We start from the raw sequence: 13,433 nt of genomic DNA, 5'->3' as shown, positions 1-13,433 counted from the left end.
CGATGGGTGATGACAGAGCCGTCACGGGGGAGCGACGAGGCACCCCCGTCGACCGACCCATCCCCGCGGGCCGACGGCGGCGACCTCGACGGCGCGCCGCGCAGCGACGCGGCCGGCGAGGGGAGGGTCACGGTCGTCGGGACCGCGCACGTGTCGGAGCGCTCCGTCGACGAGGTCGAGGAGACGATAGAGCGGGAGCGCCCCGACGTCGTCGCCGTCGAGCTCGACGAGGGGCGCTACCGCCAGCTCAACGGCGAGACTCCCGACGACCTCGACGCCGGCGACCTGCTCAAGGGGAACACCGTGTTCCAGTTCCTCGCGTACTGGATGCTCTCGTACGTCCAGACCCAGCTCGGCGAGCGGTTCGACATCGAGCCGGGGGCGGACATGAAGGCCGCCGTCGACCTCGCCGAGTCCCTCGGCATCGACGTCGCCCTCGTCGACCGCGACATCCAGACGACGATCCAGCGCTTCTGGGCTCGCATGACGGTTACCGAAAAGCTCCGGCTCGTCGGCGGGCTCGCGTTCGGCGTCAGCGACCCGCGGGTCGCCGGCGTTATCGGCGGGCTCATGGTCGGCCTCCTCGCCGGCCCGGCGATCGGCCTCTTCGGCGGCGCCGTCGGGATCACGACCGCCGTGCTGACGAGCGTCGCCGCGGGCGTCCTCGTCGCGCTCGTCGTCGGCATCGTCGTTGACCAGATCGGAACGGTCGCGCTCTCGCCGGACCAGCGGCTCTACGCCGCGGTCGGCACCGGGCTGGCCGCCGGCATCGCCGCCGGGATCACGGGCGTCGCGAACGGGATCGTCTCGACGTACCTCGGCGGCTTCCCCGTGACGGCGATCGGCGGCTTCGGGATCGGTATCGGCCTCGGCTTGGTCTTCGGCGCCGTCCTCGCGGTCGCGGTCGGCGCGTTCGCGAGCGGCGAGGTCGACGCCGAGACCGGCGGGATCGAGGAGCTCGACGAGGCGGACCTCACCGACACGGACGTGGTGACGATGATGATGGAGGAGTTCCGCCAGTTCTCCCCGGGCGGCGCGGAGGCGCTCATCGACGAGCGCGACGCGTTCATCGCCCACCGGCTGGTCGCGCTCCGCGAGGCCGGCCACGACGTGGTCGCCGTCGTCGGCGCCGGCCACCGTGCGGGGATCGAGGGGTATCTCAGGAATCCCGCGACGCTCCCGCCGATGGAGGATCTGGTCGGCCAGGAGTCGGGCCGCGGGCTCCCGTGGAAGAAGGCGATCGGCTACGCGATCACGGTTGGGTTCGTCGGCTTCTTCCTCCTGCTGGCGCTGGGCGGCGCGGGCAACGCGTTCCTGCTCCGGCTGTTCGGCGCGTGGTTCCTGATCAACGGCGTCTTCGCGTTCGCGTTCGCGAAGGTCGCCGGCGCGCGCTGGCTCTCGGCCGCCGTCGGCGGCGCCGTCGCGTGGATGACCTCGATCAACCCGCTGCTCGCTCCCGGCTGGTTTACCGGCTACGTGGAGCTCCGGAGTCTGACGGTGAACGTCGCCGACATCGGGGCGCTCAACGACCTGCTCGGCGACGAGACGCGGTCGGCCGGGGAGCTCGTCTCCGCGATGTTAGACGTGCCGCTGTTCCGACTCATCGTCGTCGTCGCGATGACGAACGTCGGGAGCATCGTCGCGAGCTTCCTCTTCGCGGCGTACGTCATCCCGGCGATGTTCGGGGCCGAGGTCGGCGGCGTCGATGACGTCGGCCGGCTGCTCGTCGAGGGCGCGCTCAACGGCGCCGACCTCGTGCGCGGCGCCGTAGGGGGGATCGCATGAGCGGCGGCAGCGCGGTCTCCGGGCGGCGGATCGCGGGCCTCTACTTCAGCGGGACCGAGATCCGCGACCTCCTCGTCGCCTGGCTCGCGCTCGGCGTGGCGTTCATGCTGTTCTTCGTCGGCGGCTCGGGCGGGATCAGCCGGATACTCGCGGCGGGCGTGGTCCCGCCGCTGTTCGTTGCCCTCTCGACCGCTGGGGTCGCCTTCCTGCTCCACGAGGTCGCGCACAAGGTCGTCGCGGTTCACTACGACCAAGTCGCGGAGTTCCGCGCGGACAACAGCATGCTGTTTTTGGCCGTGATGAGCTCCCTGTTGGGGTTCATCTTTGCCGCCCCCGGCGCCGTCCACCACCGCGGGAGGCTGACCCCCCGCGAACACGGCCACATCGCGCTCGCCGGCCCCGCCGTGAACCTCGGGCTGATGGTCGTCTTCTTCCCGCTGTACGCGCTCGGCGGAATCCTCGGCAGCGAGATTGTCATCATCCTCGGCGCGCGCGGCATCGCGATCAACGCGTTCCTCGCGGCGTTCAACCTCGTCCCGTACGGCCCGCTCGACGGCAAGACGGTGATGGGGTGGAGCAAGCCGGTCTGGGCGGCCGTCTTCGTCCCGTCCGTGCTGCTCGCCTTCGGGCTCGTCTTCGTCGTCGGGCTCGGGTTCGGCGGGCCGTTCTGATCGCCCGCCGCTCTGATCGCCCGCCGCTCTGATCGCCCGCCGCTCTCTCCGGCGACCGCTCCCCGCCGGAACGGTGCGCTTTTGCTCCGCGGGCGTGGCCCCACACACATGACTGAAGGCGACGGGGACGACGACGCACCGAACGAGGGCGAGGAACTCACCTACGCGGACGCGGGCGTCGACATCGACGCGAGCGAGGCCGCGACCGCGGCGCTGATCGGCGCTGTCGGGGCGGACACCGAGGCGGAGGGCTCCGGAAGCGAGTACGCCGGCCTGCTCGACATCGGCGACCGCTACCTCGCGCTCGCGACCGACGGCGTCGGGACGAAGCTGCTCGTCGCGGAGGCGCTCGGCGACTACTCGACGGTCGGCATCGACTGCATTGCGATGAACGTCAACGACCTCGTCGCGGCCGGGGTCCGGCCGGTCGCGTTCGTCGACTACCTCGCGGTCGACGAGCCGGACGAGCGGTTCGCCGAGCAGGTCGGCGAGGGGCTCTCCCGCGGCGCCGAACTCGCTGACATGGAACTCGTCGGCGGCGAGACGGCCGTCATGCCCGAGGTGGTCCGCGGGCTCGACCTCGCCGGCACCTGCGCGGGCCTCGCCGCGAAGGACGGCGTGTTCGACGGGCGCGCGGAGCCGGGCGACGCGTTGGTCGGCTGGCGCTCGTCGGGGATCCACTCGAACGGGCTCACGCTGGCGCGCGAGGCCGTCACGCGCGACCACGACTACACCGATCCGTGCCCGTTCGGCGACTACGAGACGCTCGGCGACGCGCTGCTCGAACCGACCGCGATCTACACCGACCTGCTCGACCCGATGCGCGCCCACGGCGTCCGCGGCGCGGCCCACGTGACGGGCGGCGGCTGGACAAACCTCGAACGCCTCGGCGCCCACCGCTACGCCATCGACGACGCGTTCGACCCGCAGCCGGTCTTCGAGTTCGTTCAGTCGGAGGGGAACGTCTCCGACGAGGAGATGCACCGCACGTTCAACATGGGGACGGGCTTCGTGGCCGCCCTCGACCCCGACGAGGCCGAGGCTCTGGCCGACGCGACCGACGGGCGCGTGATCGGGCGCGTCGAGCCCGCCGAGGGAGGGAACGACAGCGACGAGGATGAAGCGACGGTCGAGATCCGCGGACTGGAACTGTAGGTCCTCGCGTCCGAGGTAACGGAGAGAATCGCGGTCACCGGGGAGACCCGGCGCGACGTGCCGTCGAGTGGCCGCTTATGCCCGCCGTCGACCTCCGTTCAATTGATGAGCGACGACGAAGTGTCGGACGGCGAGAGCGGAGACGACGACGGGAGCGACGGCGATACGAGCCACCTCGACGACGTGGCGGACGGCGCGGGCTGTACGGAGATCTGGGAGCGGCTCTCGGAGCGACGGGAGGAATAGCCGACCTTACGACAGCTGCGCCGCGATGTCGGCCTCCGTGATAATCCCGACCGTCTCGCCGCCGTCGGTGACCATCACGGCCTTGTAGTGGTCGAGGAGGTTCCGGACCTCGTCGACGGTCGCTGACGGCGCGACGGTCGGGAACGACTCGCTCATCACGTCGCTGACGGGGTGGTCGCCGACGTTCTCGCCGGCGTGGACGACGTCGCCCTGGCTGATCGAGCCGACCGGCACGCCGTTCTGGAGGACCGGGAGCTGTGAGTACGCCTCAGCCTCCATCAGCTCGACGGCCGCGCTCACGGCGTCGTCCGGCGCGACGCTGATCACGGTCTCGTTCATCAGGTCGGTCGCGCGCACGACCTCGCCTTCGGCCTCTTGGAGGGCGTTGACGATGCGGCGCAGCGTCGAGAGCCGGGGGTCGACGTCGCCGCCTTCGATCCGCGCGATGAGGGGCTGGGAGACGTCCGCGGCGTCGGCGAGCTCGCTCTGGGTCAGCTCCAGCCCGGTCCGGCGCTCGCGGAGGTCCTGTGGCGTCGGCAGTTCCATGCCGACTAATTACTTAAGGTTATTAGAAAAGCTTTCGGCACCGACCGAACTCGCGGCGCCGAGCCGCGTCTATCGCGCCGCCTCCTCCTCGTCCTCGTCGGCGTCGGTCTCGAAGACGTCGATGACTTCGAGGGGGACGTCGCGGAGCGCGCCGCCGACCTCGCTTTTCGCGATCCGCTCCGCGTGCTCCTCGCTGTCGGCGTTGAAGACGTCGATCTCGAGGAGGAGTCCGACGAGGGCCGTGTTCGCGGCGAGGAACGCGGCGTCGAACGGCTCGCCGCAGGCGGGACAGCCGGTGACGCCGGGCTCGACCTCGACGTACTGCTTGTCCGTCTCGTTGAGTCGCTTGCCGGCTTCGCTGACCGCGACGCCGATGGCGTCGTCGGTCTCCTCGACGTCACGGACCAACCAGGCTGCTTCCATCGCGACTTCGTAGTTGCTCATATCCGAGCGGAGGAGCCGCAGGGTTTCTTGTCTTGTGGTTCGCCCGCGGTCGCCGACGGACCACCGACCCGGCCGAACCGGCGGCGAGGCGCGCCTTACAAGCGGTCGACGATCGCCGCGGTGACCTCGTCTGTCGTCGCCGAGCCGCCGAGGTCGCCGGTGCGCGGGCCGTCGGACAGGACGCCCTCCACGGCGTCGCGCACGCGCTGGCCCTCCTCGACGTGGCCGAGGTACTCCAGCAGCATGGCCGCCGAGAGAATCGCTGCGGTCGGGTTCGCGACCCCTTCGCCCGCGATGTCGGGCGCCGTGCCGTGGACCGGCTCGAACAGCGCGTTGTCGTGGCCGACGTTTGCCGACGGGAGCAGGCCGAGCCCGCCGACGAGCCCGGCGGACAGGTCGGAGAGCACGTCGCCCGCGAGGTTCGGGCAGACGATCACGCCGTACTGCGTCGGGTCGAGCGGGAGCTTCGTCGCGAACGCGTCCATCAGCTCCTCGTCGGCGTCGACGCCGCGCTCCTCGGCGACCGCAAGCACCTCCTCGCGGAACCGACCGTCAGTCTCGCGCATCACGTTCGCCTTGTGCGCTACGGTGAACCCCTCGTCGGGGTCGCCCGCGGGGCCGCGGCCGTCCTTGACGAACTCGCAGGCGTACTCGGCCAGCTCGCGGGAGGCCGACGAGGTGACGACCCGCGTCAGCGTCGAGAGATCCTCGGAGAGGCGGTCCTCGTGGCCGGAGTAGACGCCCTCGGTGTTCTCGCGGAGGAACACCACGTCCGTCTCCGGGCGGAGCGCGTCGACGCCGGGGTACGCCTTCGCGGGTCTGACGTTGACGAACGAGTCCACCGCGTCCCGGAGCGGGAGGATGACGTCGGCGGCCGTCTCGCCGGCCGCGCCGAACAGGGTCGCGTCCGCGTCGGCCGCGAGATCGTACGTCTCCGCCGGGAGCGCCTCGCCGGTCGCCTCCTTCGTCGCGTCGCCCGCGTCCGCCTCGACGAACTCGAAGTCGACCGGAAGCGCCTCCAGCACCTCGACGGCGGCGGGGACGACCTCGCGGCCGATCCCGTCGCCCTCGATGACGACGACCTCGTGGCTCACGCGTCGTCCCCCGGGATGTCCTCCTCAGGAACGTACGGCAGCGACCGGGCGGTCTCGCGGACCGCGCCGGCGTTCGCGCCCATCAGCGCCGTGGTGTCCCAGACGCCCTCGACGAGCGCCTTCCGCTGTGCGTCGTGGACCTCCGCGTCGATCACGGTGTCGCCGTAGGTGATCGTCTCCTCCGCCACGTCGATGTCGACCTCGGCGTCGGGGTTGGCCTCGACGTAGTCCTGCAGCGCCTCGATGTCCTCCTGGTCGGCCGTGACCGTCGGAACCCCGAGCGCGAGGCAGTTCCCCGCGAAGATCTCCGCGAACGACTCGCCGACGACCGCGTCGATCCCCCAGCGCATCAGCGCCTGCGGGGCGTGCTCGCGCGAGGAGCCGCAGCCGAAGTTGGCGTTGACGACTAAGACGTTCGCGCCCCGGTACTTCTCCTCGTTGAACGGGTGGTCCTTCTCGTTGTCCTCGTCGTCGAACCGCTGGTCGAAGAAGGAGAACTGGCCCAGCCCGTCGAAGGTGACGACCTTCATGAACCGCGCCGGGATGATCTGGTCGGTGTCGATGTCGTTGCCACGGACCGGGATCCCGGTGCCGGAGACCTCGGTGACCTTCTCCGCCGGCGCCTCGCCGTCGCTGAACTCGGGCGAGCTCATACGGTCGCCACCTCCTCCATCTCGCGGACGTCGGTGACCTCGCCGGTCACCGCCGCGGCCGCGACCATGATCGGACTCATCAGCACGGTGCGCCCGTCCTTCGAGCCCTGTCGTCCGACGAAGTTCCGGTTCGACGAGGAGGCGCTCGCCTCGTCGCCCTCCAGCTGGTCGTCGTTCATGCCGAGACACATCGAACAGCCGGGCTCGCGCCAGTCGAAGCCGGCCTGCTTGAAGATCTCGTCGAGCCCCTCGGCCTCCGCGGCGTCGCGGACGCGCTGGCTGCCGGGAACGACCATCGCGCGCACGTCGTCGTCGACCTCGCGGCCCTCGACGAACGCCGCGGCCTCGCGGAGGTCCTTCAGCCGCGCGTTGGTGCACGAGCCGAGGAACGCCACGTCGATCTCGTACCCCTCCATCGTGTCGCCGGGCTCGACGCGCATGTGCTTCTGCGCGCGCCGCGCCGTGTCCCGATCCTCCTCGGGGAGGTCGTCGGGGTCCGGAATGGGTTCGGTGATCCCCGCGGTCTGTCCGGGCGTGGTCCCCCACGTCACGGTCGGCTCGATGGCCGAGCCGTCGATGGTGACCACGTCGTCGTACTCCGCGTCGTCGTCGGTCCGGATCGACTCCCAGTAGGGTTTCAGCCGCTCGAACTCCTCGGGGTCGTCTTCGAAGGCGTCCGTCTCTCGCAGCCACTCGTAGGTGGTCTCGTCGGGGTTGACGTACCCCGCGCGGGCGCCGCCCTCGATCGACATGTTACAGATGGACATCCGTCCCTCCATCCCGAGGTCCTCGATGGCCTCGCCGGCGTACTCGTACACGTAGCCGACACCGCCGTCGGTCCCGAGCTTCCCGATGATCGTGAGGATGATGTCCTTCGCGGTGACGCCCTCGCCGAGCTCGCCCGTGACCTCGATCTTGCGGACCTTCTGTTTCTCCATCGCGACACAGCCCGTCGCCAGCACGTCGCGGATCTGCGAGGTGCCGATGCCGAACGCCAGCGCGCCGAACGCGCCGTGCGTCGACGTGTGGGAGTCGCCGCAGACGATCGTCATCCCCGGCTGGGTGAGCCCCTGCTCCGGGCCGATGACGTGGACGATCCCCTGATCGCCGGAGTCCGGGTCGGAGAAGTCGATGCCCGAGCCGCGGACGTTCTCCTCTAGCTCCGCCATCATGCTCTCGGCCGCGTCGTCGCGGTAGGGGCGGTCGCGGTTGCCCGTGGGCACGATGTGGTCGACCGTCGCGTGGGTGCGCTCCGGGAACGCGACCTCCTGCCCGCGCTCTTTCAGCATGCCGAACGCCTGCGGGCTGGTGACCTCGTGGACGAGGTGGAGCCCGACGAACAGCTGGTCCTGTCCGGTGGGCAGTCGCGTCACCGTGTGCCGGTCCCACACCTTGTCGTACAGCGTTCCCTCGCTCATCGGCGCTCACCCGCGTGGCGCGCCGACCGCGCGGTCGCTTCCGTCCGGTTCGCGCCGCCGCGTACGCCCATCAGGCGGTCACCTCGGCGCTCTCCTCTTCGTCCTCGTCGGCGGACTCCTCCCACGCGAACAGGCCGCGCAGCTCGTCGCCGACGGCCTCGATCTCGTGGTTCTTTTCCGCGTTCCGGAGCTGGGTGTAGGAGGGCCGTCCCGCCTGGTTCTCCGCGATCCACTCGCGGGCGAACTGGCCGTTCTGGACCTTCTCCAGCACTTCCTCCATGTTCTCGCGGGCGTGCTCGTCGACGACGACGTCGCCCTGCGTGAGCCCGCCGTACTCGGCGGTGTCCGAGACGGAATCCCACATCTCGCCGAGCCCGCCCTCGTACATCAGGTCGACAATGAGCTTCAGCTCGTTGAGACACTCGAAGTACGCCATCTCCGGGGAGTAGCCGGCGTCGACCAGCGTCTCGTACCCCTGCTTCACGAGCGAGGTGACGCCGCCACAGAGGACGGCCTGCTCGCCGAACAGGTCGGTCTCGGTCTCCTCGCGGAAGGACGTCTCGACGACGCCGGCGCGGGTACAGCCGATCGCGGCCGCGTACGCGAGCCCCTCGTCGTGGGCGTCGCCGGTGGCGTCCTGGTACACCGCCAGCAGCCCGGGCGTCCCCTGGTTGTTCTCGTAGTTGCGGCGCACGAGGTGGCCCGGCGACTTCGGCGCGACCATCGTCACGTCGACGTCCTCGGGCGGCTGGATCTGGTTGTAGTGGATGTTGAACCCGTGCGCGAACTGGAGCGTGTCGCCCGCGTCGAGGTTCGGTTCGATCGCGTTCTCGTACACGTCCGGCTGGACGGTGTCGGGGACGAGGACGCTCACCACGTCGGCCTCGGCGGCCGCGTCCGCGGGGGTCTCCACGCGGAGCCCGTCGCTCTCGGCGGCGCTCCGGGAGGAGCTGTCCTCGCGGAGGCCGACGATCACGTCGACCCCGCTCTCGGAGAGGTTCTGCGCGTGCGCGTGGCCCTGCGAGCCGTAGCCGAGGACGGCCACCGTCTTGTGGGCGATCGCCTCCTCGTCTGCGTCGTCGTCGTAGTATACTGTCGAGTCGAACGTCTGCGTGTCGTCTTCGGTCATGTGTATCGTGTAGGTTCGCGTGTGTTCGCGTGTCAGTCGTCGTGGGTGGTCGGTTCGCCGGCCGTTCCGGGTTTCTCTCCTGGCGCCGTCGGGGTGTCGCCGCGCGCGAGCGCGGTCGGCCCCGTCCGCGCGATCTCGACGATGCCGAACCGGTCGAAGGCGCCGATCGCGTTGTCGATGCTCGCCTTGTCGCCGGTGAGCTCGACGGTGATCGTCTCCGGCCCCGCGTCGACCGTCCGGCCGTCGTACATCTCGGAGACGGCGTGGACCGCGGCGGGGTCGTCGGCCTCGACCTTCAGTAAGACGAGCTCGGAGGTGACCGCGTCGCCGGCGACCTCGCCGACCGAGATGACCGGCTTCAGCTTCGCCATCTGTTTCTCGATCTGGTCGATGCCCGGGTCCGTCTCCTCGACGACCATCGTGATTCGCGAGTGGCCGTCGACTGTCGTCGGCCCGACCGTGAGGCTCTCGATGTTGAACTGGCGGCGGGAGACGAGCCCGGAGACGCGCGCGAGCACGCCGGGCTCGTCCTCGACGAGCGCCGAGATGACGGCGCGCCGCGACTCGTGTTCGGCCTCGACCACGGGGTCGATCCGGATCCCTTCGAGGTTCCGGCGCCCCGCGGGGTGGTCGCGCTCGTCCGGACCGGGCTGTTCGCCGGGGAGCGGTCGTGAGTCGGCGTCGGGAGTCGACCGCGAGTCGCCGTCGGCGCCGGAGGCGTCGCCGCTCATAGCTGGTCCTCCGCGGCCGCGAACTTCCCGTTCGCGCCGCCGCTCGGCACCATCGGCAGGACGTTCTCCTCGGGGTCGACGTGGAAGTCGATCACGGCCGGCCCCTCGTAGTCGAGCGCCTCCTCGACCGCGGGCGCGACCTCGTCATAGTCGTCGACGCGGAGGCCTAAGGCGCCGAACGCCTCCGCGAGCTTGTCGAACTCGGGCATCCACGTGTAGTCCGAGGCCATGTGGCGGCCCTCGTAGAAGGCGTCCTGCCACTGGCGCACCATGCCGATGTACTCGTTGTTGAGCACGGCGATGGTGACGTCCAGCTCCTCGCGGACGGCCACCGACAGCTCCTGCATCGTCATCAGGAAGGAGCCGTCGCCGTCGAAACACACCACGTCGCGGTCCGCTTCGCCCATCGTGTCGGCCGCGACGCGCGCGCCGACCGCGGCGGGCACGCCGTACCCCATCGTCCCGAGTCCGTGCGAGGAGACCCACGTCCGGGGCTCCGAGTACGTCCAGAACTGGGAGGCCCACATCTGGTGTTGGCCGACCCCGGTCGTGACGATGGTGTCGTCGTCGGTCGCCTCGTCGAACGCCTCGACGACGAACTGCGGCTTCAGCGGCTCGTCGTCCGGCGTCGCGTACGTGAGCGGGTACGTCTCCTTCCACTCCTCGCACCTATCGCGCCACGCCTCGGTGTCGGGCGCCTCGCGGACCGCCGCGGTCAGCTGGTCTAAGACGCGCCCGGCGTCGCCGATGAGCGGGTAGTCGGCGTAGACGTTCTTCGAAATCTCCGCGGGGTCGATGTCGACGTGGATCACCTCGGCCTCCGGCGCGAACGTGTCGATCCCGCCGGTGAGCCGGTCGTCGAACCGCGTACCGACCGCGATCAGGCAGTCGGTGTGAGTGATCGCGAGGTTCGCGTAGCCGGTGCCGTGCATCCCCGCCCACGAGAGGCAGAGGTCGTCGTCCTCGGGGAACGAGCCGATGCCCGGCATCGTCGTCGTCACGGGGATCCCGTAGCTCCGGGCGAACGTCCGCGCCTCGTCGCTCGCGTCGGCCTTGATGACGCCGCCGCCGAACAGGCAGACGGGCCGCTCGGCCGACTCGATGGCGCGCGCAGCCTCCTCGACCGCGTCCTGGTCCGCGTTCGGGTCGGGATCGGTCCCCGCGGGGGGCGTCGCCGGACCGGGCGTCCGGTCCGTCTCGTCCTGCGTGACGTCCTTCGGGAGGTCGACGAGCGTCGGGCCGGGGCGCCCCGCCCGCGACAGCTCGAACGCCTCGCCGACGGTGTCGCCGACGGTGTCCGCGCCGCCCGCGAAGTAGTTGTGCTTCGTGATGGGGCGCGTGACGCCGACCGTGTCGGTCTCCTGGAACGCGTCGTTCCCGACGAACTCGGTCGGGACCTGGCCGGTCAGCGCCAGCATGGCGTCGGAATCCATGTCGGCGTCGGCGATGCCGGTGACGAGGTTCGTCGCGCCCGGGCCGGAGGTGGCCATACAGAGCCCCGGCTCGCCGGCGACGACGCCGTACGCGTCGGCGGCGTGGGCGGCGCCCTGCTCGTGGGCCATCGTCACGTGCCGGATCGAGGAGTCGTACAAGGCGTCGTAGACCGGCATGATCGCGCCGCCCTGAACGCCGAAGGCGGTCTTCGCGCCCGCGGCCTCGAGGGCGGCGACGACCGACTCGGCGCCGGTCGAGACGGCCCCAGCGGCCTCCTCTTCGACCGGGTCGGTCGGCTCGTCGGTCGCGGCCGACGAGTCGTCGGCCTCGTCGTCGTCGGATCGCGGCTGTGCTGCTGTGTCGCTCATTGTCGTGGTGGTGTGCGGTGTGGCATCTGGCGGGTTGTCGTGTCGGTCGCTGCGAACGCGGGACGGACAGGAGAACGCTCCACGCGTGGGAAACGGCCCGGCCGCCGGCGTTCGGCGGTGCGTCGCGTCGGTGAGGAAAGGGTAGTGTAGGGGGTTATACCCCTACAATAATCGGCGCGACGGCTGCCGGAACGCTCGCTCGCGCCGCGGCCGTGGTGTGCCGTCGCATCTCGCCCGGAGCAACGCGGCCGGGGTATAAATTCCTGTCGGGCGACGCGGCGCGCCGCGCGGCGGCGGCCCCCGCGAGGTCGACGCGGGCCCCGCTCAGAGTGCTCCCGCGACCGCGAACGCGGTCGCTCGGGGGGCGATCCGGTCGGGGAGGGGGTCATCAGACCCGGACCTCCTCCTCGCGCGTGACGTCCGCCTCCTCGGCGAACCGCTCGACGTCGCCGGCGGTCACCTGCCGCTTGCCGGCGCCGTACTCCTTGACCCGCTTCGTAATCGACCGGACCTCGCTGTCCGTCGGGTCGAAGCCGGCCTCCACCAGGTGCTTGCGCACGCTGTGGGTGCCGGTGTGTTTGCCCAGCACGAACTCGCGTTCGGCGCCCACCATCTCCGGGGTCATCACGCCGGTCTCGAACGTGTCGCTGTTCTCGATGACGCCGGCGGCGTGGATACCCGACTCGTGGGCGAACGCGTTCCGCCCGGTGACGGGCTTGTTCGCGGGCACCGGGATGTCCGAGGCCTCCTCGACGATCCGGGCCAGCTTGGTGATCTGGGTCGTGTCGATGCCGGTGTCGACGCCGTACACCGACTCGACGGCCATGACGACCTCCTCGTAGGCGGCGTTGCCGGCGCGCTCGCCGATCCCGTTGACCGACACCTGCGCCTGCTCCGCGCCGTTCTCGAATCCCATGACCGCGTTCGCGGCGGCCATGCCGAAGTCGTCGTGGGTGTGGACGTCGACGCGGGCGTCGGTCGCCTCCACGACGGCGTTGACCGTCTCGCCGAAGCTGGTCGGCATCCCCACGCCGCAGGTGTCGGGGATGTTGATCCAGTCGGTGCCGGCGTCGGAGACGGCCTCGACGATGTCGATCAGGTAGTCCGGGTCCGTCCGGGTGGCGTCCATCGGCGAGAACATGCACTCGACGCCGGCGTCTTTTACCTGCTCGACGGCGTCGACCGCGCGCTGTTTCGCCTCCTCTCGGGTCGCGTGCATCGAGTCCTCCAGCTGAACGTCGCTGGTGGAGACGAACACGTGGACCATCTCGACGCCGGAGTCGATGGCGGCGTCGATGTCGCCCTCGACGACCCGCGCCAATCCGCAGACGGTGGTGTCCGTCGCGGCGGCGATGTCGCTGACGGCCTCGAACTCCGCGTCCGAGTTGACCGGGAACCCCGCCTCGATGACGTGGGTGTTCATGTCGTCCAGCGTCGCCGCTATGCGGCGTTTCTCATCGTAGCTGAACGACGTGCGTGGTGACTGTTCTCCGTCTCGCAGGGTCGTGTCGAAGATCCGTACCGGACCTATATCGACGTTAGAAGCTATCGTGCCCTGGAAGAACTCGATCCGCCGGGGTGTCCGACGAAGCCTCCGTGATGTCTGTCATCGGTTCACGACAAGGCGGTCGGGTACTTAACGGTTTGGACGATCGCAAAATCGGAGCGGACCGGCAGTTCAGGGCGGCGCGCGGTTCGAACGAAAAACCGCACGACTGCGCCGATGTCCATACACCTTAAAGAGGTTATACACACACCG

At 70.1% G+C, this 13,433-nt stretch carries 13 protein-coding genes; 4 read left to right on the top strand and 9 right to left on the bottom strand.

Annotated elements, in window-relative coordinates:
- Positions 1–9: 9 nt before the first annotated feature.
- The 4 genes from ACOZ35_RS02225 (at position 10) to ACOZ35_RS02210 (ending at position 3,857) form a co-directional block, all read left to right on the top strand.
- Positions 10–1,785: a TraB/GumN family protein gene (locus ACOZ35_RS02225; protein WP_424014859.1), complete on the top strand. Its 1,776-nt coding sequence runs from the start codon at positions 10–12 to the stop codon at positions 1,783–1,785.
- Positions 1,782–2,456, top strand: coding sequence for a metalloprotease (locus ACOZ35_RS02220; protein ID WP_424014858.1), 675 nt, complete (start codon positions 1,782–1,784; stop codon positions 2,454–2,456). Before ACOZ35_RS02225 ends, ACOZ35_RS02220 begins: the two co-directional genes overlap by 4 nt.
- 108 nt (positions 2,457–2,564) lie before the next feature.
- Positions 2,565–3,611 (top strand): phosphoribosylformylglycinamidine cyclo-ligase, encoded by a 1,047-nt coding sequence (gene purM, locus ACOZ35_RS02215; protein ID WP_424014857.1) that lies wholly within the window; start codon positions 2,565–2,567, stop codon positions 3,609–3,611.
- Between the two features lie 105 nt (positions 3,612–3,716).
- Positions 3,717–3,857, top strand: a complete 141-nt coding sequence (locus ACOZ35_RS02210; RefSeq protein WP_424014856.1) for a hypothetical protein — start codon at positions 3,717–3,719, stop codon at positions 3,855–3,857.
- Positions 3,858–3,863: 6 nt separating this feature from the next.
- On the opposite strand, the gene ACOZ35_RS02205 is transcribed toward ACOZ35_RS02210, so the two are convergent.
- From ACOZ35_RS02205 to ACOZ35_RS02165, 9 genes are all read right to left on the bottom strand, one after another.
- Positions 3,864–4,403, bottom strand: a complete 540-nt coding sequence (locus ACOZ35_RS02205) for a CBS domain-containing protein (protein ID WP_424014855.1) — start codon at positions 4,401–4,403, stop codon at positions 3,864–3,866.
- Positions 4,404–4,472: 69 nt separating this feature from the next.
- Positions 4,473–4,847 (bottom strand): DUF555 domain-containing protein, encoded by a 375-nt coding sequence (locus tag ACOZ35_RS02200; protein ID WP_424014854.1) that lies wholly within the window; start codon positions 4,845–4,847, stop codon positions 4,473–4,475.
- Positions 4,848–4,942: 95 nt separating this feature from the next.
- A complete protein-coding gene (locus ACOZ35_RS02195; RefSeq protein ID WP_424014853.1) occupies positions 4,943–5,941 on the bottom strand; it encodes an isocitrate/isopropylmalate dehydrogenase family protein in 999 nt (332 codons plus the stop codon).
- Positions 5,938–6,594, bottom strand: coding sequence for a 3-isopropylmalate dehydratase small subunit (leuD, locus tag ACOZ35_RS02190; protein ID WP_424014852.1), 657 nt, complete (start codon positions 6,592–6,594; stop codon positions 5,938–5,940). The genes ACOZ35_RS02195 and leuD overlap by 4 nt, the downstream gene beginning before the upstream one ends.
- Entirely contained in the window at positions 6,591–8,012 is a 1,422-nt protein-coding gene (gene leuC, locus ACOZ35_RS02185; protein ID WP_424014851.1) for a 3-isopropylmalate dehydratase large subunit, read from the bottom strand. The genes leuD and leuC overlap by 4 nt, the downstream gene beginning before the upstream one ends.
- 70 nt (positions 8,013–8,082) lie before the next feature.
- Positions 8,083–9,141 (bottom strand): ketol-acid reductoisomerase, encoded by a 1,059-nt coding sequence (ilvC, locus tag ACOZ35_RS02180; protein ID WP_424014850.1) that lies wholly within the window; start codon positions 9,139–9,141, stop codon positions 8,083–8,085.
- A gap of 32 nt (positions 9,142–9,173) precedes the next feature.
- Positions 9,174–9,872, bottom strand: a complete 699-nt coding sequence (ilvN, locus tag ACOZ35_RS02175; protein ID WP_424014849.1) for an acetolactate synthase small subunit — start codon at positions 9,870–9,872, stop codon at positions 9,174–9,176.
- Positions 9,869–11,674 carry a biosynthetic-type acetolactate synthase large subunit gene (ilvB, locus tag ACOZ35_RS02170; RefSeq protein WP_424014848.1) on the bottom strand — a complete coding sequence of 602 codons (1,806 nt, stop codon included), beginning with the start codon at positions 11,672–11,674 and terminating at the stop codon, positions 9,869–9,871. Before ilvB ends, ilvN begins: the two co-directional genes overlap by 4 nt.
- Before the next feature lie 388 nt (positions 11,675–12,062).
- Positions 12,063–13,244, bottom strand: coding sequence for a LeuA family protein (locus ACOZ35_RS02165; protein ID WP_424016097.1), 1,182 nt, complete (start codon positions 13,242–13,244; stop codon positions 12,063–12,065).
- Positions 13,245–13,433: the final 189 nt, after the last annotated feature.

This window comes from Halorubrum xinjiangense, assembly GCF_049604745.1.
GTDB lineage: Archaea > Halobacteriota > Halobacteria > Halobacteriales > Haloferacaceae > Halorubrum > Halorubrum xinjiangense_A.
Note: the sequence above shows the minus strand (reverse complement) of the source record. Positions and strands in the feature narration are given on the sequence as shown.